The organism is Gemmatimonadota bacterium (assembly GCA_026387915.1).
Lineage (GTDB): Bacteria > Gemmatimonadota > Gemmatimonadetes > Gemmatimonadales > Gemmatimonadaceae > Fen-1231.
In genome coordinates, this window is the sequence record JAPLKS010000018.1 from 172615 (window position 1) to 194273 (window position 21659).

Consider the following 21659-nt stretch of genomic DNA (forward strand, 5'->3'; position numbering starts at 1 on the left):
ACGTGGAGGAGCCGTTCCATGGCTGAAAAAGAACTGCGAATAGCCGCCGGCATAGATGTCGGCACGGAATGCGTGAAGGCAATCATCGCGGCGGAGGACGGCCGAGTGATTGGCCGTTCGGTACTCGCGACTCGCGGCTACTTTCAGGCCTGCGTGTACGAGGCACTCGCGGCCGCACTTGATGATGCGCAGCGCAAGGAAGAAGAACTCACCGGCATTGGCGCCACCGGTTTCGGTATGGACTGTGTGCCCAAAGCCACGGTTACGATCACCGAAGCATCGTCGCACGCCTTTGGGGCCTTTCAGCACATTGGTCATGCTATGACGCTCGTGAACATTGGCGGACGTGATCCGCACGTGATTTCGGTGGACGCCGAAGGCCGTCGCACCGCCGCGCGCGGAGCGCGTCGCTGTGCGGTTGGAATAGGCAGTTTCCTGATGTTCGCCGCCCGGCATCTCGACGTCAGCCCCACGAGGCTCCAGGAGTTGGCGTCCGCTGCGGGCGACCGGCCGGCGCGCGTGAGCAGCTACTGCTCTGTGTATTCCGCGTCGGAGGTACTCGAACGACTGCGCGAAGGCGCCACGCGTGAAGAAATCGCGCTGGGATGCATGCACTCCATTGCCGAGCGGATTGTCGAGATTGGGGGCTTTGACGCGCCCGTGGTAGTCTGCGGTGGCGTAGTGGAGTACTTCCCTGGAGTGCTCACGGCACTCGAAGCGAAAACTGGCTTGAGCGTCCAAGCAGTTCCCGATGCGATCTTTACCGCTGCGCTCGGAGCGTCGCTGAGCGTCTTCCAGCAAGCGCAGGAGAGTTAATGGCGGAAGCACGCACGGAACTACGGAGCACGGCGGCGCTACGCGACACGATGAGTGCCTACTACAAGAAGCTCGGCGACGCGGTCACGCACAAATCGGCGCCGGTGGCGTGGTGCACGAGCGTTGGACCGGCGGAGTTGCTGCGCGCGCTTGGGTTTGCCGTGCACTTTCCCGAAAATCACGCCGCAATGCTCGGTGCGGGACGCACGGCGAATAAGTACCTCCCCGTGGCACACGCACAAGGCTACTCGCAGGATATCTGTTCGTATCTCACGAGCGATGTGGGCGCGTATCTCGCCGGCGAGTCGCCGCTCGCAGCATTTGGCCTCTCCGGTGTGCCGCGTGCGGACGTGCTCGTGTTCAATACCAATCAGTGCCGCGACGTGCGCGACTGGTTTGAGTGGTATGGCCGCCAGTGGAACGCACCGGTGGTAGGCGTCAACTCGCCGCGCTCTGTTGGAGATGTGACCGACGCAGAAGTCGACGACGTCACAGCGCAGCTCGAAGCGCTCGTCCCCGTGCTGGAGTCGGTGGCCGGTGTTCGGCTCGATGGGGGGCGTCTTGCCGCCGCGATGAAGGCCGCGCGCGAAGCGTCCGAGCTCTGGGAACGCTGCCTACAAACCGCAGCGAACAAGCCGTCCCCGTTCACGTTCTTCGATGGCACCATCCATATGGGGCCGGCGGTAGTACTCCGCGGTGCTCCAGAGGCAGCGGCCTACTACCACGTGTTGCTCGCGGAGCTCGAGGAGCGCGTACGCGGCGGCGTGCAGTCGGTGCCCGGCGAAGCGCTGCGGCTGTACTGGGATGGCATGCCGGTGTGGGGACGGCTTCGTGCGCTCTCCACGACATTCGCTGAGTTCCACACAGCGGTGGTCGCGTCTACCTACTGCAATAGCTGGATCTTCTCGATGCTCGACCCTGCCGATCCTTGGCGCTCGATGGCGCGCGCATCGGTGGAGTTGTTCATCGCGCGCTCCGATGGCCCGAAGGAGCGCTACATAGAACGCATGGTGGAGCTGTACGGCGTGGACGGCATCGTCTTTCACGACTGCCGAACCTGCCCCAATAACACGAACACGCGCTACGGCATGCCACGTCGGTTGTCCGAAAAACTTGGCATCCCCACACTCGTACTCGACGGCGACGTCAACGACTTGCGCTGTTTCTCCGACGAGCAAGCGCGTACGAACATCGAAGGCTTTGTGGAGCAACTCGCGGACGCGCGCACCCACGCTAGCCGAGCGACGAGATAATGGCGCGCTTTGCCGGCGTGGACAGCGGGTCGTGGAACACGAAAGCCGTGGTCATTGACGACGCGGGCCACGTGCTCGGCACCAGCGTGGTGCGCTCCGGCGCCGATCTTACCGTGGCGGCGGAGCGGGCCTATGCCGAAGCGCTCGCGGTCGCTGGCTGTTCGGCGGCTGATGTGTCTGCGGTGTGGTCTACGGGCTTCGGGCGTAATGCCGTGCCATTTGCGAATGGATCGCGCACAGAACTGGACTGCCATGGCCGTGGCGCGGCGTTTCATGTGCAGGGACCACTGGTGGTGATCGACATTGGCGGACAAGATGCCAAGGTGATTCGGATTGATGCGAATGGGCAGCGGCTTTCGCATCGGATGAATCGCAAGTGCGCCGCAGGCACGGGAAGCTTTCTCGACGAAATCGCCCTCCGGCTCGGCATCGACACAGCCGCGTTGGACCCGCTGGCAGCGGGCGCCACAGAAGAGTTGGAGCTCTCGAGTTTCTGCACGGTGTTTGCTGGCACGGAGCTGCTCACACTCATTCGATCGGGCCGACGTCCCGCCGACTTGGCGATGGCGGCGTACCGATCGCTGATGAAGCGCGTCATCGCGATGGATGTGTTTGAGGGGCGCGTTGTGGCGACCGGCGGCGTCGTCGCGCATCACCCTACCATGGTGACGCTACTCTCAGAGGCGACGGGGACCGAAGTGATCGTGCCACCACATCCGCAGGAAATGGGCGCCTTTGGCGCGGCGCTCGCGGCTCGTGACGGCGCGGTGTCGGTGGGGCCAGGCAGTGTGCCGGCTGCACCTCGCACAACGACGCCGACGGAAGGTGACGATGCCGACTGACCACACGGACGGCGCACCGGGCGCCATGAAGCACGCACTCGCCGCCATTCGCGAGGGTGATATCATCCGCTCCCAACTGGAGCCGGTGGGAGTGCCCGAAAGTATTGGCGGGTTGCTCTCGCGTAACGTAGCGCGCTTTGGCAATCACGCGGTGTTCAGCGAACTGCGCGATGGTGAATACCGCGCGGTGTCGTGGACTGATTTTGCGCGAAACGTGGCGTCGTTCGGTTCGTTCCTTGCGTCGGCGGGCGTCGGCCCGGGCACACGGGTGGCGATGGTGTCGCCCAACCGCGGCGAGATGCTCGTCGCAGAGTTTGCCACCATGGGACTGGGTGCGACTTACGCGCCCATCTTCTCCGCCTATCCTGCTGAACAAGTGCAAGGATTGCTTGGCCAGTTGCAACCCGTCGTCGTCATTGTCGCTGGCCGCGATCAGATGGCCGGCGTCACGCTCGGCGCAGCGGCGCGCGCCCTGGTGTCGTTCGACGCGGTAGACGCGACCGTGGTGGAGGGGATCGTCAAGGGATCGACGGCCAGTTACACCACGTTCGCCGACGCCCTCGCCGCTGGGGCCAGCGATACGGTGCGGTGCGCCGCCTTTGCGGCGAGCGCGACGCGCGTCGATCCGAACGAGCCGTGCCTGCTCAACTTCACTTCAGGAACGAGCGGCCTGCTCAAGGGCGTGCTACTCACCCACGACAACATCCTGTCGCAGCAACGTGCGCTCTCGGCGATCTGGTCGGTGACTCATAACGACCGGTTCCTGTCGTATCTGCCTTGGCATCACAGCTTCGGTGGAATCTTTGAGAAGTACTCTGCGCTGTTCAACGGCGCGACCATTCACATTGACACCTCGCGCGGCAAAGACTTTGAAGTGCTGCGCCGTAACTGGGCTGCGGTTCGACCGACGATCTACTTCAGTGTGCCGCAGGTATATCAGCAATTGGTGGCGCACGTGCAGTCGCGTCCGGAAGACGAAGGCAGCATCTTTCACGCTGGCCTGCGCTTTGTCTTCACCGCGGCCGCCCCGTTGCCGGCAAATGTATCGGCGTACTTCGCCTCCAAAGGCGTGGCAGTCCTTGAGGGCTGGGGCCTCACCGAGACGTCCCCGTGCTGCACGCTCACCGATCTCGCGCAGCCGCGGACCGTGCCAGGAATGGTGGGATATCCGATTCCTGGCGTGACTATTCGCATTGCCGAGGATGGCGAGATATTGGTGCGCGGCCCCAATGTGATGCGTGGCTATTTCGGAAACCCCGAGGCCACCGCGCAGGCGCTTCCGGGCGATGGCTGGTTCCACACCGGCGATCTCGGGGAGTTTGTGGGCGCGGGATTGAAGCTTGTGGCGCGCAAAGATCGTGTCTTCAAGATGTTGAACGCCGAAAAAGTTGTCCCCACCGAAATCGAAAACCGTTTGGCGGGGATGAACAACTACATCCGCCATGTCATCGTCGCGGGGCAGGGGGAGCGATTCCTCGCTGCCCTAATATTCCCCGACTACTTCCGAATCTCAGAGCAGTTCGGCGATGACCGTGAGGCGGCGGAGCGCGTGGTCAAGGAATCGTTGCGCACGACGCTCCTCGCGTTCAACGATGATCATCCGGTGAGGTACGAGCGGATTCAGGCCTTTGCCGTGATCAGCAAGGAGCTCTCCATTGAGAATGAGGAGCTCACTCCGTCAATGAAAGTGCGGGTGCGGAATGTGCTCTCGCACGCCGAGGAATATCTGGAAGCAGTGTATGCGCCGAGCGCGGACTGTGACTGCCGGTTCTTGCGGAAGGTGATGCGCTTGAAGCCGGACGATCGCGCTTGCTTTGCTGGGATTGAACGTTCGCTCGACCAATGCCATTCCTGTGGGAGTTTCGTGTTTGGCGATGCTCCCGATGCAGAACCCACTCAATTGAGCCATTGACGATGACGACCCGACGCGACGGAATGTGGGATGCGTGGATGATGACGGCGCCTGGCGCGCCCTTTGAGCACCGGTCATTAGTGCCTCGTCCTCCTGCTGCGGGCGAAGCGACCGTGGAGGTGTCTGGCTGCGGCGTGTGTCACACCGATGTCTCGTTCTTGCATCACGGCGTCAAAACACGCGGCGCGCTTCCACTCGTGTTGGGTCACGAGATTAGCGGTGTGGTACGCGAAGTCGGCGAGGGAGTAGATGTCGCGCTGATCGGCCGAGCCGTGGTGGTGCCAGCCGTTCTCCCCTGCGGTGAATGTGATTTGTGCCGCGCCGGTCACCGCACGATTTGCCGGCGTCAGGTGATGCCAGGCAACGACGGCAATGGCGGCTTTGCCTCGCACGTTGTGGTGCCGGCGCGCTTTCTCTGCCCTGTTCCGGCAGCGGCGCTGGCCACGCATGACCTATGGGAACTGAGCGTGGTGTCGGACGCGGTCGCTACGCCGTTCGAAGCGGTCAAGCGATCGGGGCTCGCCTCAGGCGAAGCCGCACTGATCGTTGGCATTGGTGGCATCGGTGTGTACGGCGTACAGATCGCGGCGGCGACGGGCGCCAAGGTGATCGCTCTCGATGTTGATGATCGCAAGCTTGCCCAGGCGCGAGAGGCAGGAGCGGGGGCGGTGCTCAATGTGCGCGACATGGCTACCAAAGACGTGCGCAAACAAGTGCGCTCGCTCGCCGAGTCGCTCGGTGCGCCAGCACACTTATGGAAGATTTTTGAAATGTCAGGCACGCGCGCCGGCCAGGAGACGGCCTATTCGCTGCTCGGCTTTGGCGCGTCGCTCGCCGTGGTTGGGTTTACCATGGACCGGGTCGAGGTGAGTCTCTCGAACCTCATGGCCTATGACGCCACCGTGCGCGGTAACTGGGGCGCCGATCCGCTCATCTATCCTGAACTGCTGCAGTGGATTGGCGAGGGGCGGGTGACGGTGAAGCCGTACATTGAGCGCCATCCGTTGGATCGCATCAACGAAGTGTTCGACGACGCGCACCACGGGCGGCTCACGAAACGCGTGGTGCTCGTTCCGGGCTGACCGACCGCGCGCACACGAAGCGCGGTCGGCGTTCAGGCACGGCTGGTATTAGCCCGCTAGGGTGCGAGCCTCGGCCTCGAGGCTCCCCGCCAGCGCGAGAAACCGCTCGTGCGCACCATCGCCGGCATCCTGCTGTTCAATCTGCTGATATCCGTGCAGTACCGCAGCGAGTTGTTGCGGGGTGATGATCTCGTCGGCCATCGGAAAGAGCATTTCGTCTTCCTTGGCAATATGGTCGCGGAGGAGCGCCACATAGCGCCGGGCGTTCGAGACCACCACGCGGGCGGCATCGAGGTCACCTTCGCTTAGGCGGCGGGCACCCTCGCGCATCGCGCGCGTGAGCGCGCGCCCCTGCTCGTGCTCCTCGAGCATCATATCAATCGCGCCGCCCTCGCGCGGCGCCCCGCTGTCGATCATGGCGCCAAAGAGCACGCCCTCTTCCTTACGATGGTGGCAGCCGTCGGCAAATCCGGCAATGAAATCGGCCGCTTCCAGGAAAAACGCCGGGCGTACGGGGCGAGCCCGTTCGAGCGCGACGGCCGCTGTTTCGAGCGCGTCCAGCACCCGCTCAATCACCCGGTGTTCTTGCATCAAAATGTCGGTCGCCTGCATCGCCTTGCCTCTCGTTAGGTGAGGAAACTGCCTCTGTGGAAGCTAGGGCGATCCCCTGCCCGCGCCAGAGCGCGAGGAGCCCCCCGACGAAACGGGGCGGAGGCGCGTACATTAACACCGACCCACCAACCCTGGACTTCCAATGCGCGTACTCGCTCTCGCTCTTTTGGTGCTCATGGCCGCTCCCGCCGCTGTGCCGCTCGCGGCACAGGGAAAGCCGGGCGATTATGTGGCTCACAACTTCCGGTTTAGCACCGGAGAAACCCTGCCCGAGGTGAAGATCCATTACGTCACGCTCGGCACACTCCGACGAGACGCAGGTGGCATCTCGCGCAATGTGGTGATGATTTTGCACGGAACTGGCGGCACCGGGCGCGCCTTTCTCTCTCGCAACTTTGGCGGTGAGCTCTTTGGTCCGGGGCAGATGCTCGACACCAGCAAGTTCTTCATTGTGCTTCCTGACAACCTCGGGCACGGCGGATCGAGCAAGCCGAGCGACGGGCTGCGGATGAAGTTCCCGCAGTACACGTACGACGACATGGTGGCGCTCCAGCATCGCCTGCTCACCGACGGCCTGCAGGTCAATCACCTGCGCCTCGTGATGGGCACGTCAATGGGCTGCATGCACGCGTGGGTGTGGGGATACGCGCATCCCACCTTTGTGGACGGTTTGGTGCCGCTCGCTTGCGCTCCGACCTCGCTTGTTGGACGCAATCGCATCATCCGCACGATGATCGCTGATAACATCAAGAGCGACCCCGAGTGGAAGAACGGTGATTACACCTCGCCGCCGATGCTCGGACTGAAGGCGGCTATCCGTTCGCTGTACATCATGTCGAGCGCGCCGCTCGTGCAGCACCGCCAGGCGCCCACGCGTGAGGCCGCTGATTCGCTCATCCGCGCCTATGTGGAGGGTTCGTCGAAGACGACGGACGCCAATAATATGCTCTACTATTTTGACGCCTCGCGCACCTATGATCCGTCGTCGCATCTCGAGGCGGTGACGGCGCCGGTGCTGGCGATTAACTCCGCGGACGATTTCGTCAACCCGCCGGAGTTGCACATTGTTGAGCCGCTGATCGCCAAGGTGAAGCAGGCCAAGTTCATACTCCTGCCAATCACCGAGCAGACGCGCGGGCACGGCACGCACTCGCAGCCGGCCATCTGGGGCAGTTATCTCAAGGAGTTTCTGGCGACGCTGCCGGAACGCTAAACGGCGCCGCGGGTCGAGGAGAACGCATCACTCGACCCGCGCACCGGAGCGGCTCAGTTACTTGGAGCCGGGGTGGCCGTCGTCCTTCACCACACGGCCGCCCTTCATGACAAAGCTCACGCGACGCACCGCCGTGATATCGGTGAGCGGATTGCCGTCTACGGCAATGATGTCGGCCTCGTAGCCGGCAGCCAGCGCGCCCAACGTGGTTCCCAATCCGAGCGACGCCGCATTGAGCGATGTCGCGGAGACAATGGCATCCATGGGCTTTTGTCCAGAGGTCTGCACGCGGCAGAGGAGATCCTCTGCATTGCGCCCGTGCGCGCCGGCCACAGCATCGGTGCCATACACCATCTTGAGATTCTTGGTGGCGACGGCCTTGCGAATGCCCTCTGCGGCGAGCGGGAGCGCACGTTCCATCGACGCAAACCCTTCGGCATTGTAGTTGCCAATGCCGTCGTACTTCGCGCGATTGTCGAGATAGTTGCGGAAGACGAGTGAGCACTGCGGATCGAACCACGTGCCTTTCGACGCCATCAGGTCGAGTCCGGCTTGCGTCACGAACACGCCGTGCTCCACCTGTGAACACCCGGCATTCACTGCCGCGCGCACCGACTCCGCGCTATGCGCGTGCACCACGCTGCGGAGTCCCTGCGCCTTGGCTTCGCCACAGACGGCGGCCAGTTGCTCGTCGGTCATGGACTGCTTGCCGCCATCGCGAATGCTCGCCGAGGCAAAAATCTTGATGACGTCGGCGCCTTGCTGCTTGCGCTGCTGTACCAGCTGGCGGAGGCGGTCCGGATCACCGTTGGAAATGGATTGGAGCGACGTAATGATGCGCGGCCCCGGCACACCCTGCGTGTTAATCCAGTCGCGCAGGTCCTTGTCCTCGTTGGAGCCGAGGCTCTGAATGGTCGTGAATCCTGCAGCCAGTGTGGCGTACGCATTGGCGCTGGCCGAGAGCATGCCTTGGACTGGAGTATCGCCGTCGCCGTTGGTGTGGTAGCGCCCCTGACGGTTGAAGTACCACGTCGGGTGCGTGTGCACATCAATGAGGCCCGGTAGTACTGTGCGTCCTCGCAAATCAATGACGCGCGCGCCGGGCACGTTGATGGCCTTCGCCACATTGGTGATGCGGCCGTGTTCCACCAGGAGATCCACATTCGCCAGCGAAGCACCGCGGCCGTCGAGCGCAACAGAGGTGCGCAAAATGATGGCGGCATCCTGTGCGACCGCCTGAGGCGCGGCGAAGAGTGTGGTGCAGAGAGCGGCGATGGCGACGAACGAGCGGTTCACACGGACTCCGTGGACGGTGGACGGGGACGACGTAGTAGCCCGCCGGCCACGACGGCCGCAGTGCTGACGAGAGCGAGCACGATAGGATACCACGGCGACGCACCGGCGGTCGGGTGCACCACGCGGTTGATGTGCGAGAGCAGCATCATCGCCGCGAGCACGCCCACATGCCCACGCTGACGATTCGGGGCGAGCGACGCGGTGGCGTACCCGCCAGCCAATGCCGCCACCAGCGACGACCCCAGCATGGCGAACTCCACATCCTGGTGCGACGGCGTCGCACCCTTGGCCATTGCAATGGAGGTGATGAGCACCAATACCATCAACGCGAATGCGTAGATCGCAAAGCCGCCGAGTAGCGTTACCGTGCTCCGAAAGAGCGGAAACTTTCCCGTGGCCACGTTACTGCGCCGCGTGATCGTCCATCACGCGTTTTGCGGCTGCGGTAAGATCCTCAGCGCCGGAGAACGGTTCGACGGCGAGGACGGTGTCGGCGCGGACGGCATCGCGCACGCCGGAGATGGCAAACGGCGCCGCACGGGCGAGCAGGAAGTTGAGACGATTGAGCGCGACGGGCGGAACCGCACGCGGCATGACGACCAAGAAATCCGTGGGGTTCCACCGGAACACCCAGTCGTGCACGCGCGTCCCGCTCGACAAGACGGCCGCAAAGTGTGCGAGCATGGCGTCGGCGTTCTGTTTACCGTGTTCGGCGGCCAGGGACTCGTGGTTCGTCACGCGGATCCGCGCGACGCTGCCAAAGCTCGCCATCGCAAAGTCGAGCCCGAGGGCTTCCTCGAACGCCCGGCGGTTAAGCAGCCCACTCTCGTCGTCGTGAAACTCGGCGAGACGATTCCGGTCGTGGAGCACGCTCAAGTGCGACTGCGCGTCCGCATTGTCGCGGCGCGCGTCTTCAAACAGCAACTGCACCATCGCGTACGCCACACCCGTCAGCGCAATCAGATCGAGAAAGAAGCCGTAACGCTCAAAGCGGACGAACCACGGATTTGATGCAAAGGAACTTCCAGTGCGCACGCCGATACCGAAGAGCACTAGGCCCGACCAGAGCGCCGCCACACCCGCGAGCGACCAGAGCGCCACCGAACTTCCCACGCTTTGGCGGGACTTCGGCAGCGAGGCCATTTGCCACGCGGCATAGGCGGTGGCGAGTGCCACGAACGGCCCAAAGTACAGCGACAAACCGCCAAGTTGAGTACGGAAGGTGTCCGCAAAGAGCGTGAGTGCGATGCCAACCGGTGCAGCGGCGGTTACCAACCGACGATTGCGATCGCCCACCGCGTACATGCGCGTCCCGTGCACCATCAACGCCAGCGCCATCAAGCGGAAGCCAAAGTAGGTGGCCGCGAACAGCCACGTCGTGGCGCGCGACTCGCTCAGCAGAACGCTGGAGGGCTCCGTGAGTCGCTGGTAAATGACGCCGGCGGTCATCGATACGGCGAGCATCACCCAGCCTTCTTCCCACGCTTTGAAATACGGTCGGCGATCGGCTTGGCCGCGGAGCAACGTGAACAGCGCGACGATCGCTACGACGCCGATGGCTTCGACGAACGGGCCGAGCCCGGCAATGAGAATATGAGACGGTTCTGGATTCATCGCGCCAGCGGTGGGAGGGGCAGCGCGCCGACGGAATGCGCGTTGCCGGTGACGATACGACGGTGATAATCCACTTGACCCAGATGATAGGCCAAATGCGATGCGAGGTGCGCAAGAAAGCGTCCGGTCTCGAGCCGTAGCCCGCCAACCTCTAGCGGAAAGTCCCCCTCGAGGGCTGCTGGGTCAAGCGCGGCTAGCGTGCGCGTGACTTCATCGGACGTGCGTTCTATCAGGGCGATGAGCTCCGTGCGCGGAAGATCGCGCGTCGCAAACTCCGCGTCACGATCGCGAACGTACCCCGTCGCCCCGAGCTGCGTGCCGACAAACCAACGGAGATTGCCGGCCAGGTGCAGCGTCAGCGTCCCAGCGGAGTTTGGGATGCCGGCTGGCAGCACCCAGACGGATGCGTCGTCGGGATACGCAAGAAGCTCGTCACGCAGGGTGGCGAGCTCGCGAGCGAGTAAACGGGAGACATCTGAAAGGGCTGACATACGTCTAAGTTGGCTCTCCGACAGGACTTCGCGCCAGAGGGGCGGGCTCTTCCCGCCGGATTATCGGGCGGGCGTTTTGCGCATTACGGTCATACGGGTGGCGAGAAACCGCGCGCGCTCTGGCGCAGGAAAACGTTCGATCGCGTATCGGAGCAGTGTCCGCGGGAGCGTCGCTCCGTAGCGGCGCAGGAATGCCACCACCACCGGTTTGTCACGCTTCGCGGCTTCTCGGAGCAGCCACCCCACGGCTTTGTGCATCAAGTCGTGCGGATCGTTGCGGAGTTTTGTCGCCATCTTCAGCGTCGGGGCGGTTTCACCCTCGCGCAAAAACCACATCGTGGCGAGCACTGCAATCCGCCGCTCCCAGAGCACGGGCGAGTCCGCGAGCCGAGTGAGTACGGCGCGAGGGCGCGAGACGAGGTGACGGCCGACAATCCCCGGCGCGCTGATGTCCACCAAATCCCAGTTATTGATGCGGTCCGTCCGCGCGAGGTACAAATGGAACACCTCGTCGCGGATTTCCTCATCGCCGCGATCGTACGCCTGACCGAGCATCACCACCGCGAGCACGCGATCCTCGTGAATGGGCGAGCAGAGGAGAGTGTCAATCTCCGACAACGGCATCGCGCGCAACGTGCGCGCCAGCGTGCGAATCTGCGGCATGGTCACACCAATGAATCGGTCTCCCTCGCCGTACTCGCCCTTGCCGGTCTTGAAATAGCCCTGCGTGCGGCGCGCCCGCACGGGATCGGCGTGGGCGCGCAACAGCCGCCGCGCGCTGGCGGCGGTGAGCGTCGGCGCGCGCGCCGGGACGTCAGTGCGTACGACCTTGCTGGCCACCTCAGGGCACCGTCGCCGCGAGGTACTTCGTGTACCACGCGACGTAACGCTCCAAGCGATCGCGCTGGAAACTCGGGCGGCGAATGCCGTGGGGTTCGCCGGGATACACAATCAACTGCGTGTCGATACCGAGCGATTTCAGCGCCTGATACATCTGTTCGCCACCGAGCACGGGGACGTTCCAGTCGGCGGCGCCGCCGAGGAAGAGCGTGGGCGTCTTGATGCGATCGGCGTGGAAGAATGCCGTGGAGACCTTGAGCCATTTGTCCACGTTCTTCCAAGGTTGGCCAAGCTCTTGATCGTACTGCACGATGTACTGGTCGTGTCCGTACATCCCCAACACATTGCTCACGCCTGCGCCACTCGTGGCGGCCTTGAAGCGTGGATCGGCGGCGATCATGCAGTCGGTGAGAATGCCACCGTAGCTCCATCCGCCCACGCCAAGTCGCGATTCGTCGGCCACACCGTCTTTGATGAGGCGGTCCACCATGCCGCGGATATCGCGCACTTCTTTATTGCACCAGTCGCCAGCAATCGCGACGGTGAATGCCGCGCCTCGTCCGTTACTGCCGCGGTAGTTGGGCGCAATCACGGCCCAGCCTTGGGCGGCAAGCAGTTCTTTCTCGAAATCAAAACTCAGGGCGTCCTGCCCGGCCGGGCCGCCATGGATGCGCAGAATCATCGGGAGCTTGGTGCCAGCGGCGGCATTCGCCGGCCGGCGGAGGATGCCGTGCACTTCGGTGCCGTCATCGCTCTTGGAGGTGACCACGGATGTTGTGGCGAGTGCCACCTCGTTGAGCCAGCTGTTCTGGTGCGTCAGCGCACGTGCCACGCCTTTGTCGAGCACGTACAACTCGCTTGGCGAACTTGGCGTGGTGGCGAGTACCGCGAACGCCCCGTCTGCGCCTTCACTGAATGCCGTAATGACTGGCAGTTGGCTTTCGATCTTGGTCCATCCCGAGCCATCGGCCATGACGCGCAGGAGATACTCGCGCTGATCGTCTGTGACGATGCCCACGAGGCTCTTTCCGTCGCGGCTCCAGCGAGCACCCGTCATCATACGGTCGAGTTTCTCGGTCAGCAGTTTGACGGGACCGCCAGCTGCTGGTGCCAAGGCGAGTGTGCCGAATCCACCGCCGTACCCGAAGTACTTCGGTTCCTGCGCCTGACGGTAGGCCACCCAGGCGCCGTCGGGGCTCCAGGCGAGTGGCCCTTCGTCGGCGCCCTGAAAGGTTGTGAGCGGCACCGGTGTGGCACCGGCCTTCGCCTCCACGACGTACACATCCGAGTTATCAAAACGCTCGGCGTCTTTTGCGCGCGCGCTAATGAACGCGAGTCGCGTGCCGTCGGGTGACCATGCCGGTTCGCTGTCATCGAAGTCGCCCGTCGTGACCTGCGTGCCTTTGCGTGTGGCGATGTCGAACACGAACAGGTGCGCGTGCTGTTTGTCGAGATAGCCTTTGCCGTCAGTTTTGAACTGATAGCGATCCACCACAATCGGTTTTGGTTTCGGCGTTGCGGAACTGTCTGGCTCTGGGTCGCTGACCACGAGCGCGAGCTTGGTGCCGTCGGGCGACCACGCGAATGACGAAACGCCGCCCTTGAGCTCGGTGATTTTCTCTGCCTCACCACCGGCGCGATTGAGCAGCCAGACCTGCCCTCCTTTGGCACCCTGCCGGCTGGAGAGAAATGCCAGCTGCTTGCCATCCGGACTCCACCGCGGCGTCCGTTCCGATTCGTCGCTGTTGGTGAGGCGCACCGTGGTGGCGCCGTCCCAACTCGTCATCCAGAGATCGCTGTCGGAGCGATCCTTGGTGGTGTCGACGCGCGCAACCGTGTACGCCACCCACTGGCCGTCGCTCGACCGCTGCGGGTCGCTCACTTGGCGTAAGCGATAAAGGTCAGCGAGAGCGAGCGGACGCTTGGCTGGGGCGCCCTGTGCGTGGGCGACCCCCGCGAACAGGCTGGCGCAGGTCGCGAGCAGTAGCACTGGGCGCATTAGCGATTCCCTCCAAGGGGCACGTCTTCGTCGTCGGGGCTGGGCGTGGCGCCCGGTCCGCGTGGTGTGGTGATCGCGAGCGGCTCAGCTCCGGCCGCGCGCAACTTGATATTGAGCGCCGGAACGTCGGTGCTCGTGAGATGATGCCACGTGCGTCGCGCGACCGCAAATGCCCGGAGGCGTTCGTCGGCCGCCGCGACCACCTGCGATGTCGGCGCGGCATCCGCATCCTGCAGCACATTCATGATCGGCAAGGCCTGCGATTCAATCGACGCGAATGCGCCCGGCGCGGCCGGCGCGGCGCCGCCCCGTCCGCCACCACCGCCGCGGCCACCGGCGGCGGGCGCATCGAGTGTCTGTAGCGAGGCGTCGAGCGCGTCGAGTTCTTTCGCGAGCGCTGGCGCTTTGGTTTTTCTGTCCGCTATTTGCGCGCGCAGCGCACGTACCTGTTGCGCGGCCACCGCGGACTCGCGCGCGGCGTCATAGAGCCCAATCGAGAGCGCATACTGCTGCGCCAACGCCGACTCCGCCGTTTTCACGCGAGGATCCATCCGCACCGTGATCGGCTGCGTGAACGTCGCGCCGCCCACCGAGAGTTTGACGGTGTACGTGCCGGGGTGCACCCACGGCCCTTCGGGTTCCTTCTTCGTATTAAACGGGGTCGCTGAAATGGGGAGCGAGAAACTCTGCGCCGGCGGCGGCGTGAAGTGGAGATCCCACACATAGCGATGCAAGCCGGCGGTCTTGGCTGGCGCATGCATCGGACGGAACCAGTACCACGGCCAGTTGCCCTCGTCTTTCGGCGCGTCGTATTTGTCTTCGCTCGAGAAGTGGCGCACGAGCACGCCTTTCGCGTCCACGATGTCGATGGTGAGCACACCGTTCGCGTCGGCGGCCAGGAAATAGTCGATGGCCGCGCCGTCCGGCGGGTTTTCCGCCATCGGTTCGTCGGGCGGCACTGGAGTATCGCTGTACATCGAATAGCGCACGCGCGTGGCGATTGCTGGTTTATAGAGCGTGACGCCGGCCGAGTTGTTGTTCCACTGACGCAATGCCGACACGTCGTCGAGAATCCAGAATCCGCGGCCGTGCGTACCCACTGCGACATCATTGTCTTTGATAATCAGGTCGCGCACCGACGTGGACGGCAAGTTCAATCGCAGCGACTGCCAGTGGTCGCCATCGTCAATCGACACCCACACGCCGTTCTCGGTGCCCGCATAAAGCAATCCACGCCGCGCCGGATCTTCGCGCACCACATTCACGGTGGCGCCGCTGTCGATGCCGCTCACAACATCTGCCCACGTTTTGCCGCCATCTCGCGTGCGCAGAATGTGCGGACGCAAATCGTCGAGCCGCAGTGTGTTGATCGCGGCGTACGCAGTGCCGGCATCAAAATGCGAGGCGTCCATCAACGACACTTTGGCCCACGCTGGGAGCGAGGGGGGCGTGACGTTCGTCCACGCCTTGCCGTTATTGCGCGTCACCTGAATCTGTCCGTCATCCGTGCCGGCCCAGATCGTGTTCGAATCCTTAGGGCTCGGCGCAATCGTGTAAATCACGCCACGCTTCGATGCCGCGGCTGCCGGCGTGCCAGCGTACTTGCCCACATTGGCTGGCGCCTCCCACGACTCACGCGCCAGGTCGGGACTCGACTGCTTCCAGTGCTGGCCGCCGTCGACGGTTTCCCACAGCGTGTTCGAGGCGAAGTACAGTTTCTTTGGGTTCGTTGGCGAGAACAGCACCGGCGCGGTGCGCACGGTGCGATAGTCGCTCACACCCGCGCCGCCACCGCGACCGACGCGCGGCCCAACCTGCTGTGTCTGCCCGGTCCGACGGTCGAAGCGCGTCACCTTGCCGCCATAGACGATGTCGGGGTTCAGCGGGTCGGGCGCCACATAGCCGTACTCTTCGACTCCCACCGGCCGCCATTCGCGATAGCCAATCGAACCGTCATTGCCGCGACTCGCCACGCACGCCGAGCCGGATTCCTGCTGCCCGCCGCAGAGACGATAGGGATACGCGTTGTCTGCCGTGACATGATAAAACTGCGCCGTGTTTTGGTTGTACCACGAACTCCAGCTCTTGCCGCCGTTGACCGTGACCACGCCGCCCTGATCGCTCACGAGCAGCTGGATGTCGGTGTTGTTCGGATTGATCCAATAGCGCTGATAGTCGTCGCCACCCGGTGCACCGCGATGGGCGTTCCACGTTTTGCCGCCGTCCACCGACTTCCACGCCACGACGTTTGCCGAATACACCACGTCGGCGTTTTTGGGATCGGCGGTCGGTGCGGCAAAGTCATCGCCACGGCCGCAGATGCGGTTGTCATTGTTGACGCGCGTCCACGTGTCGCCCGCGTCCTCGCTCCGATAAATGCCGCACTGGCGTTGCGCGTTGATGGTGGCGTACACGCGCTTCGGGTTCGCCTGCGAAAACGACAGGCCAATACGATCAATGCCCTCGGCGGTGCTCGGAATACCTGCGGTGATCGGCTTCCACGTCGTGCCGCCGTCCGTGCTCTTGTACAAGCCGGTGCCGGGGCCGCGGAACGCGCCATTTTCCCACGGGCCTTGGCGTGCTTCCCAGAGCGCGGCCAGTAGCGTGTTGGGATCATCGGGTGCCATCACCAACTCAGCGGCGCCGGTGTTCTCGTCCTTGAAGAGCACGCGCTGAAACGACGTGCCACCGTCCACGGAGCGGAAGACGCCTCGTTCGGCGTTGGGGCCGTATGGATGACCAAGCGCCGCCACAAAAATGCGCTCGGGGTTGGTCGGATCAATCACGATGCGCGGAATCTGTTGTGCGTCCCGCAAGCCGAGGTGTTTCCAGCTCTTGCCGGCGTCAGTGCTCTTGTAGATGCCGTCGCCGGTGGAGAGATCGGGACGTTGCAGCCCCTCACCCGATCCCACGTAGAGCACGTTGGGATTGGAGAGTGAGACTTCTACCGCGCCCACCGATTGTGTGGGCTGTCCGTCGAAGATGGGATTCCAGGTGCGTCCGTAGTCGGTGCTCTTCCACACACCGCCATTGATCACGCCCATGTAAAACACATTGGGCTGGCTCGGCACGCCGGTGGCACTCTTGGTGCGGCCGCCGCGGAATGGGCCGATGCTACGCCACTTCAACTCTTTGATGGCGCGCGTGTCGAGGGCGCCTTGTGCACAGAGCGGCGGCACAACGACGAGAAGGGCGAGAAGGGCGATGGCCGTGCAAGCGACGGCAGAACTGACGATTCGGCGGAGAGACACGCGAGGCCTCGGACAGGGGTTCACCACGGAATCTGCGTCCGGGCGTTCCCCTGTCCAGCAGGCTATCGCAAATAATTCTGAGCGGCGGTGGTGAAAGCGGTCGGGCGGCTCGCGCCGGTGGCAAACGGTTCGACGCGAATCTTGTCGTCCGCCGTCATTTGTACGAGTAACCAGCTAACGCCGGATGTCCCCTGCAGAAAGTGCAGTTGATACGCCACTGGGCCACTCGCCGTGCTCACCGTGGCTGGATCGGGGTCCGCTGCGGCGACGGCATAGAGTCCTGGTCCGGCGATGGTGCCGCCAATCGAGACGCGCGTGGCACCGCTATACCAGTCGTACACAAAGCCGATGGTGTGTGCCCAGCCGTCGGACGTGCCTGTGGAAAACCGATCCACGGCGATCGACGAATGGAACCAGTCTCCTGAGAGCTTGCCGGCAATGCCGTAGTCGATGCGCCCGTCTTTGTTCGCGGGCACACCATCGATCAACCGCACGTGCCGGTAGTAATAGCTGCGCAGCGGCTCAGGGAAATACTTGTATGGGGATGCCGCGTGGAGGTTTTGATCGGCGTAGCGCACGGGTGTGATGATGCCGGGCAGCGTCACGTCGAGATCCCACACACCGAGGTCAAAGGATGGGCAGCGCCCCGTGGTGGTGCCGATGGTGTCGCCCGCGGCGACGTGCGTCCCCTGCTGAATCCCCGATTTCAAAATGACGTGATCGTAGTAATAGCCGAACGTCTTCGTCATCTGAATCATGACTTTTGTGTCGCCCGCCGCTTCGGTCACCAGGACGAGCGTCACCACGCCGCTCCCAGCGGCGCGCACGGCGCGCTTGCTACAATCGTTGGTTTGCTGGTTCCCGCTCCACGCATCTACGAAGTACACGTACACATGATCCGTGGGTAGCACATGTCCCGGAGGCGCCAAGCTTCCCAAGGGCGTGGACGCCATCCACTGTGTGGTATCGATGGGCGACACGGACAGCAGTCCGGGCCCTGTGGTGGTGAGGCCGAACGGATTCTGGCCGGTCGGATCGCTCGGGGAGGTGGAGTCGTGCTTGCCGCACGCTCCGGCGAGGGGTACGGCAAGGGCAAGCGCGCGCGCGCGCAGCCAGACGGGGGGTCGCAGCATGCCTATAACATGGCGCGTCCGTGGCTCGGCCGCTGTGCCGCGGGTCACAGCCCCGTAGATCATAGGGCATCAAACGGCCAGATTGCACATATGTCCGCCACTTCTGAGCGCCCCAGCCCGACCACCCGCGTCACGGCACTGCCGCCGTACGTCTTTGCTTGGCTCGATGACCTCAAGGCCGCCGCTCGCGCCCGCGGCGCCGAACTCATTGACCTCGGCATCGGCAATCCGGATCGCCCCACGCCACCGGCCGTGATCGACGCTATTCAGCAGGCGTGGGCAGATCCCCGTGTGCATGGGTACCCGCCGTTCCGCGGCGACGAGCGTTTTCTCAACGCCGCTGCTGGTTTTCTACAGCGACGCTTTGGCGTGACGATGGACCCTGCGAGTGAACTGCTATGCGTGAGCGGCGGCAAAGAAGCAATCGCCCAGACGTCCATGGCCTTCACCGATGAGACGAGCGGCTCGCTCGTACCGGACATCTATTACCCCGTGCATGGCCGCGCGACGTTGATGTCTGGGAGCCATACACATTGGATGCCGCTCACCGCGGAGCGTGGATTCCTTCCAGATTTTTCTGTGGTGCCCGCCTCAGCGATCCAGCGGGCCAAACTGCTCTTACTCAACTATCCGCATAATCCCACAGGCGCGGTGGCCACGCATGCGTTCTTCGAAGAAGCAGTCGCCTTCGCTCGGCGGAACGGACTCGTGTTGTTGAGCGATCTTGCGTATTCAGAGCTCACCTTTGACGGTTTTGTGGCGCCGAGCGTGTTTGAGATTGCCGGTGCCAAAGAGGTGGCCATCGAAGTGCATTCCACCTCGAAGAGCTTCAACATGGCGGGCTCGCGCATCGGGTTTGCCGCGGGCAATGCCGACGTGATTGCCGCGCTGATGGCGGTGCGCAACAACATGGGCTATGGCACGCCGGTCGCTATTCAGCGCGGCGCGGCCTATGCGTTTGAGCACGCGGAAGCGCTCACGCGCGACGTGGCCGCGACGTATCAGGCGAGGCGCGACGTGGTCGTCACTGGGTTGCGGTCACTCGGGTGGGAGCTGGAGTCGCCGCGCGGGACGATGTTCATTTGGGCGCGCGTTCCTGCGGGATTTTCGTCGCAGGAGTGGACACAGCACTTGATTGACGTGGCCGGAGTTGTTGTGGCGCCAGGCAACGCGTTTGGACCGGGCGGCGAGGGATATTTTCGCGTGTCGCTCGTGGCGGACGAAACGCGACTCGCGGGTGCGGTGGATCGACTGCGCAGGGCGGGGGTGTTGTACCGCTAAGCGAAGTGTGCGGTGCGCCGAGGCAGCGACGCCTCGCGACCGTGCCCCGTTCAGCCGCCGAAAAGAGCCGCCGCGTCCGCCGCCACAATCGGGCGCGGTTCACGAATGAAGCCCGCCGCGTGCGCGGCAGCACCGAGTACCTCGGCGGGAGAGCGCCCGGCATCGCGCAACTCTCGAATGCCGGTATCGCCGGCGGACTTGCTGAGTTTGATGCCGCCCAAGTGCCGAATCAGCGGGTGATGCAAAAAGCGCGGCATCGTCTCGCGGCCGAGCAGGCGAGCGAGCCGTAGCTGGCGTCCGGTGGAAGGCAGGAGATCTTCGCCGCGAATCACAACATCGATGTGCTGCGCATAGTCATCCACCGTCACCGCGAACTGGTACGTCCAGAAGCCTCGCCGGTCGCGTATGAGGAAGTCGCCGCACTGCGCGTCGGGGTCCTGCGTGCAGGGGCCGAGCAGGATGTCGTCGAACGATTCGGTGCCCGGCTCCATGCGCACTCGTCGTGCCGGAACGGTCGCCGCGTTCACTGCACGCGTGCGGCACGTTCCGGGATATCTCGATTCTTCGTTGAAGACGTCGCCGACGTGCGCAGCCACATCGCGGCGCGAGCAGGCGCAGGGATACGCCAGTCCCGCCTGTTCCAGTTTCGCGAGTGCGTCGTGATAGGCGGCTGTCCGATCCCGTTGCGGGGCGACGTCCTCATCCGGCGCGAAGCCGAGCCATTCCAAATCCTCGAGGAGCCCGCGCTCATACTCCGGACGGCATCGGTCGCGGTCGTGATCTTCCACGCGCAACACGACGCGCCCTCCGAATGCGCGCGCCACGCCCCACACGCAGAGCGCATTTGCCGCGTGCCCCAAATGCAGCCACCCCGTTGGAGCGGGTGCAAAACGCGTGCGCCAGCCGATCGGCAACTCGGTGGCCATGCGTTTCAGCGCAGCGGCGATCATGGTGCTTGCCTCGCGCGCTTTGTGGGTGCGGCGGTCGGTGTGTCCGGAGTCGTGGGCGCGAGCGCTCCAGCGGGTGCGTCTTCATCCGTTGATCGTGCCACACACGCCGATGCACTCAGGTCAGCCGGTACAAAGAGGAGCGCAACCGGCACCATCGCAGAACCCGGAAAGGATGCGACCACCGCCACCTCTGCGTCGCGCACAGCGTGCGGCGCCTGCTCTGCGAGCGCGCACGCGACGCGATGCACGGCCTCCGCGTCGTCCGCTGGGCGCGGTGCGCGCATCGCGGCCAAGGCCGTCACGCGCCACACCGTGTCGGTGCCCGTGGCGTCGAACGTCGCTATGGCTGTCACGCGCCGCGCCACACCGGTCGCGCGCATTCTCACGCTGGCATCCATCAGCTCGGCGGTGCGTGGCGCGAGGACGAGGATGCGCGCGTATCGTGGAAACGCGAGCGCCATCGTCACTGCTGCCATAACGCCTACGGTCAGCAGCACCGGTCGCGGCGGCGCGGGTAGCGACTGCGCCTGCCTCTCGTCGGCGCGTATTACCACCGAGCCCGCGCACAGGTCGTGCAGTGTGCGCCGCGACGGAACAAACGCGAGCAGCATGATCGTGTCGGTCACGAGAACCGCCAAAACCGCGCTCAACAGCAGCCCACCGCCGATCATCGGGAGCATGCGGTAGTCCGGCGCCTGCGGCCACAACCACCAGAGCGGAAACGCCGCGGCCACCGCCACCATCCATCGAAGGAAAGCCGAGCCGAACGTCAGTGGCGTGCCGTTGCGGTTCACGACGCGCAAGCGCATGAGGTGCTTTCCAACCGTTTGTCCCTGGCCGACGCGCGTGCACGCCAAAATGAAATACGCCGCGGGGAGCAGCTGCAGGGCGAGTTGCGCCCAACCGTCCGTCCGTCCGCCGAGTGCGTACCACACCGGCCAGTCGAGCAGTATGACGACCACGAGGTCAATGACGGAGGCTACCATCCGTGCGCCGAGCGAGCCGTATGGCGTGTCGGGTGTCGGCACGGAGCCGGCATCGGAGACCGTCGGCTGCGTCATCGGTCGGCCCGCA

General features: G+C 64.0%; 18 protein-coding genes. 7 read left to right on the top strand and 11 right to left on the bottom strand.

Annotated elements, in window-relative coordinates; all coding sequences use genetic code 11:
• Window positions 1–18 precede the first annotated feature (18 nt).
• From NTZ43_12730 to had, 5 genes are read left to right on the top strand one after another with little or no spacing between them, the layout of a single operon-like run.
• A complete protein-coding gene (locus NTZ43_12730; GenBank protein ID MCX5768076.1) occupies window positions 19–816 on the top strand; it encodes an acyl-CoA dehydratase activase in 798 nt (265 codons plus the stop codon).
• Window positions 816–2069, top strand: coding sequence for a 2-hydroxyacyl-CoA dehydratase family protein (locus tag NTZ43_12735; GenBank protein ID MCX5768077.1), 1254 nt, complete (start codon window positions 816–818; stop codon window positions 2067–2069). The genes NTZ43_12730 and NTZ43_12735 overlap by 1 nt, the downstream gene beginning before the upstream one ends.
• On the top strand, window positions 2069–2911 hold the full coding sequence (locus NTZ43_12740; GenBank protein MCX5768078.1) for an acyl-CoA dehydratase activase: 843 nt from the start codon (window positions 2069–2071) through the stop codon (window positions 2909–2911). Before NTZ43_12735 ends, NTZ43_12740 begins: the two co-directional genes overlap by 1 nt.
• On the top strand, window positions 2901–4823 hold the full coding sequence (locus NTZ43_12745; protein ID MCX5768079.1) for an AMP-binding protein: 1923 nt from the start codon (window positions 2901–2903) through the stop codon (window positions 4821–4823). The genes NTZ43_12740 and NTZ43_12745 overlap by 11 nt, the downstream gene beginning before the upstream one ends.
• Window positions 4824–4825: 2 nt before the next feature.
• Window positions 4826–5905 (top strand): 6-hydroxycyclohex-1-ene-1-carbonyl-CoA dehydrogenase, encoded by a 1080-nt coding sequence (had, locus tag NTZ43_12750; protein MCX5768080.1) that lies wholly within the window; start codon window positions 4826–4828, stop codon window positions 5903–5905.
• Between the two features lie 48 nt (window positions 5906–5953).
• Here the strand turns inward: had and NTZ43_12755 are convergent, their stop codons facing one another.
• Window positions 5954–6517, bottom strand: coding sequence for a hemerythrin domain-containing protein (locus tag NTZ43_12755; protein MCX5768081.1), 564 nt, complete (start codon window positions 6515–6517; stop codon window positions 5954–5956).
• A gap of 142 nt (window positions 6518–6659) precedes the next feature.
• On the opposite strand from NTZ43_12755, the gene NTZ43_12760 reads away from it, so the two are divergent.
• Window positions 6660–7730, top strand: coding sequence for an alpha/beta fold hydrolase (locus tag NTZ43_12760; protein ID MCX5768082.1), 1071 nt, complete (start codon window positions 6660–6662; stop codon window positions 7728–7730).
• A gap of 57 nt (window positions 7731–7787) precedes the next feature.
• On the opposite strand, the gene NTZ43_12765 is transcribed toward NTZ43_12760, so the two are convergent.
• From NTZ43_12765 to NTZ43_12800, 8 genes are all read right to left on the bottom strand, one after another.
• Window positions 7788–9026: an amidohydrolase family protein gene (locus NTZ43_12765; GenBank protein ID MCX5768083.1), complete on the bottom strand. Its 1239-nt coding sequence runs from the start codon at window positions 9024–9026 to the stop codon at window positions 7788–7790.
• Complete coding sequence (locus NTZ43_12770; GenBank protein MCX5768084.1) at window positions 9023–9427, bottom strand: hypothetical protein; 405 nt, start codon at window positions 9425–9427, stop codon at window positions 9023–9025. Before NTZ43_12770 ends, NTZ43_12765 begins: the two co-directional genes overlap by 4 nt.
• 1 nt (window position 9428) lies before the next feature.
• Window positions 9429–10640, bottom strand: coding sequence for a GGDEF domain-containing protein (locus NTZ43_12775; GenBank protein MCX5768085.1), 1212 nt, complete (start codon window positions 10638–10640; stop codon window positions 9429–9431).
• A complete protein-coding gene (locus NTZ43_12780; protein ID MCX5768086.1) occupies window positions 10637–11131 on the bottom strand; it encodes a DUF1572 family protein in 495 nt (164 codons plus the stop codon). Before NTZ43_12780 ends, NTZ43_12775 begins: the two co-directional genes overlap by 4 nt.
• A gap of 60 nt (window positions 11132–11191) precedes the next feature.
• Window positions 11192–11971 carry a DNA alkylation repair protein gene (locus tag NTZ43_12785; protein ID MCX5768087.1) on the bottom strand — a complete coding sequence of 260 codons (780 nt, stop codon included), beginning with the start codon at window positions 11969–11971 and terminating at the stop codon, window positions 11192–11194.
• A gap of 1 nt (window position 11972) precedes the next feature.
• On the bottom strand, window positions 11973–13970 hold the full coding sequence (locus tag NTZ43_12790) for a S9 family peptidase (protein ID MCX5768088.1): 1998 nt from the start codon (window positions 13968–13970) through the stop codon (window positions 11973–11975).
• The gene (locus NTZ43_12795) at window positions 13970–17221 is read right to left on the bottom strand and encodes a glycoside hydrolase (protein ID MCX5768089.1); all 3252 of its coding nucleotides are present in this window, start codon (window positions 17219–17221) and stop codon (window positions 13970–13972) included. Before NTZ43_12795 ends, NTZ43_12790 begins: the two co-directional genes overlap by 1 nt.
• Window positions 17222–17283: 62 nt before the next feature.
• Window positions 17284–18354 (bottom strand): hypothetical protein, encoded by a 1071-nt coding sequence (locus NTZ43_12800; protein MCX5768090.1) that lies wholly within the window; start codon window positions 18352–18354, stop codon window positions 17284–17286.
• Between the two features lie 90 nt (window positions 18355–18444).
• Here NTZ43_12800 and NTZ43_12805 point away from each other — a divergent pair, with 90 nt between their 5' ends.
• Complete coding sequence (locus NTZ43_12805) at window positions 18445–19635, top strand: aminotransferase class I/II-fold pyridoxal phosphate-dependent enzyme (GenBank protein MCX5768091.1); 1191 nt, start codon at window positions 18445–18447, stop codon at window positions 19633–19635.
• 50 nt (window positions 19636–19685) lie between these two features.
• On the opposite strand, the gene NTZ43_12810 is transcribed toward NTZ43_12805, so the two are convergent.
• Window positions 19686–20585, bottom strand: coding sequence for a glutamate--tRNA ligase family protein (locus tag NTZ43_12810; GenBank protein ID MCX5768092.1), 900 nt, complete (start codon window positions 20583–20585; stop codon window positions 19686–19688).
• Window positions 20582–21646: an RDD family protein gene (locus tag NTZ43_12815; GenBank protein MCX5768093.1), complete on the bottom strand. Its 1065-nt coding sequence runs from the start codon at window positions 21644–21646 to the stop codon at window positions 20582–20584. The genes NTZ43_12810 and NTZ43_12815 overlap by 4 nt, the downstream gene beginning before the upstream one ends.
• Window positions 21647–21659: the final 13 nt, after the last annotated feature.

Bases quoted from the DNA above. Each gene is read 5' to 3' on its own strand.
- NTZ43_12790 (MCX5768088.1), bottom strand. From the start codon at position 13,970: ATGCGCCCAGTGCTACTGCTCGCGACCTGCGCCAGCCTGTTCGCGGGG.
- NTZ43_12775 (MCX5768085.1), bottom strand. From the start codon at position 10,640: ATGAATCCAGAACCGTCTCATATTCTCATTGCCGGGCTCGGCCCGTTC.
- NTZ43_12755 (MCX5768081.1), bottom strand. From the start codon at position 6,517: ATGCAGGCGACCGACATTTTGATGCAAGAACACCGGGTGATTGAGCGG.
- NTZ43_12730 (MCX5768076.1), top strand. From the start codon at position 19: ATGGCTGAAAAAGAACTGCGAATAGCCGCCGGCATAGATGTCGGCACG.
- NTZ43_12780 (MCX5768086.1), bottom strand. From the start codon at position 11,131: ATGTCAGCCCTTTCAGATGTCTCCCGTTTACTCGCTCGCGAGCTCGCC.
- NTZ43_12760 (MCX5768082.1), top strand. From the start codon at position 6,660: ATGCGCGTACTCGCTCTCGCTCTTTTGGTGCTCATGGCCGCTCCCGCC.
- NTZ43_12740 (MCX5768078.1), top strand. From the start codon at position 2,069: ATGGCGCGCTTTGCCGGCGTGGACAGCGGGTCGTGGAACACGAAAGCC.
- NTZ43_12815 (MCX5768093.1), bottom strand. From the start codon at position 21,646: ATGACGCAGCCGACGGTCTCCGATGCCGGCTCCGTGCCGACACCCGAC.
- had (MCX5768080.1), top strand. From the start codon at position 4,826: ATGACGACCCGACGCGACGGAATGTGGGATGCGTGGATGATGACGGCG.
- NTZ43_12810 (MCX5768092.1), bottom strand. From the start codon at position 20,585: ATGATCGCCGCTGCGCTGAAACGCATGGCCACCGAGTTGCCGATCGGC.
- NTZ43_12735 (MCX5768077.1), top strand. From the start codon at position 816: ATGGCGGAAGCACGCACGGAACTACGGAGCACGGCGGCGCTACGCGAC.
- NTZ43_12800 (MCX5768090.1), bottom strand. From the start codon at position 18,354: ATGCTGCGACCCCCCGTCTGGCTGCGCGCGCGCGCGCTTGCCCTTGCC.
- NTZ43_12745 (MCX5768079.1), top strand. From the start codon at position 2,901: ATGCCGACTGACCACACGGACGGCGCACCGGGCGCCATGAAGCACGCA.
- NTZ43_12805 (MCX5768091.1), top strand. From the start codon at position 18,445: ATGTCCGCCACTTCTGAGCGCCCCAGCCCGACCACCCGCGTCACGGCA.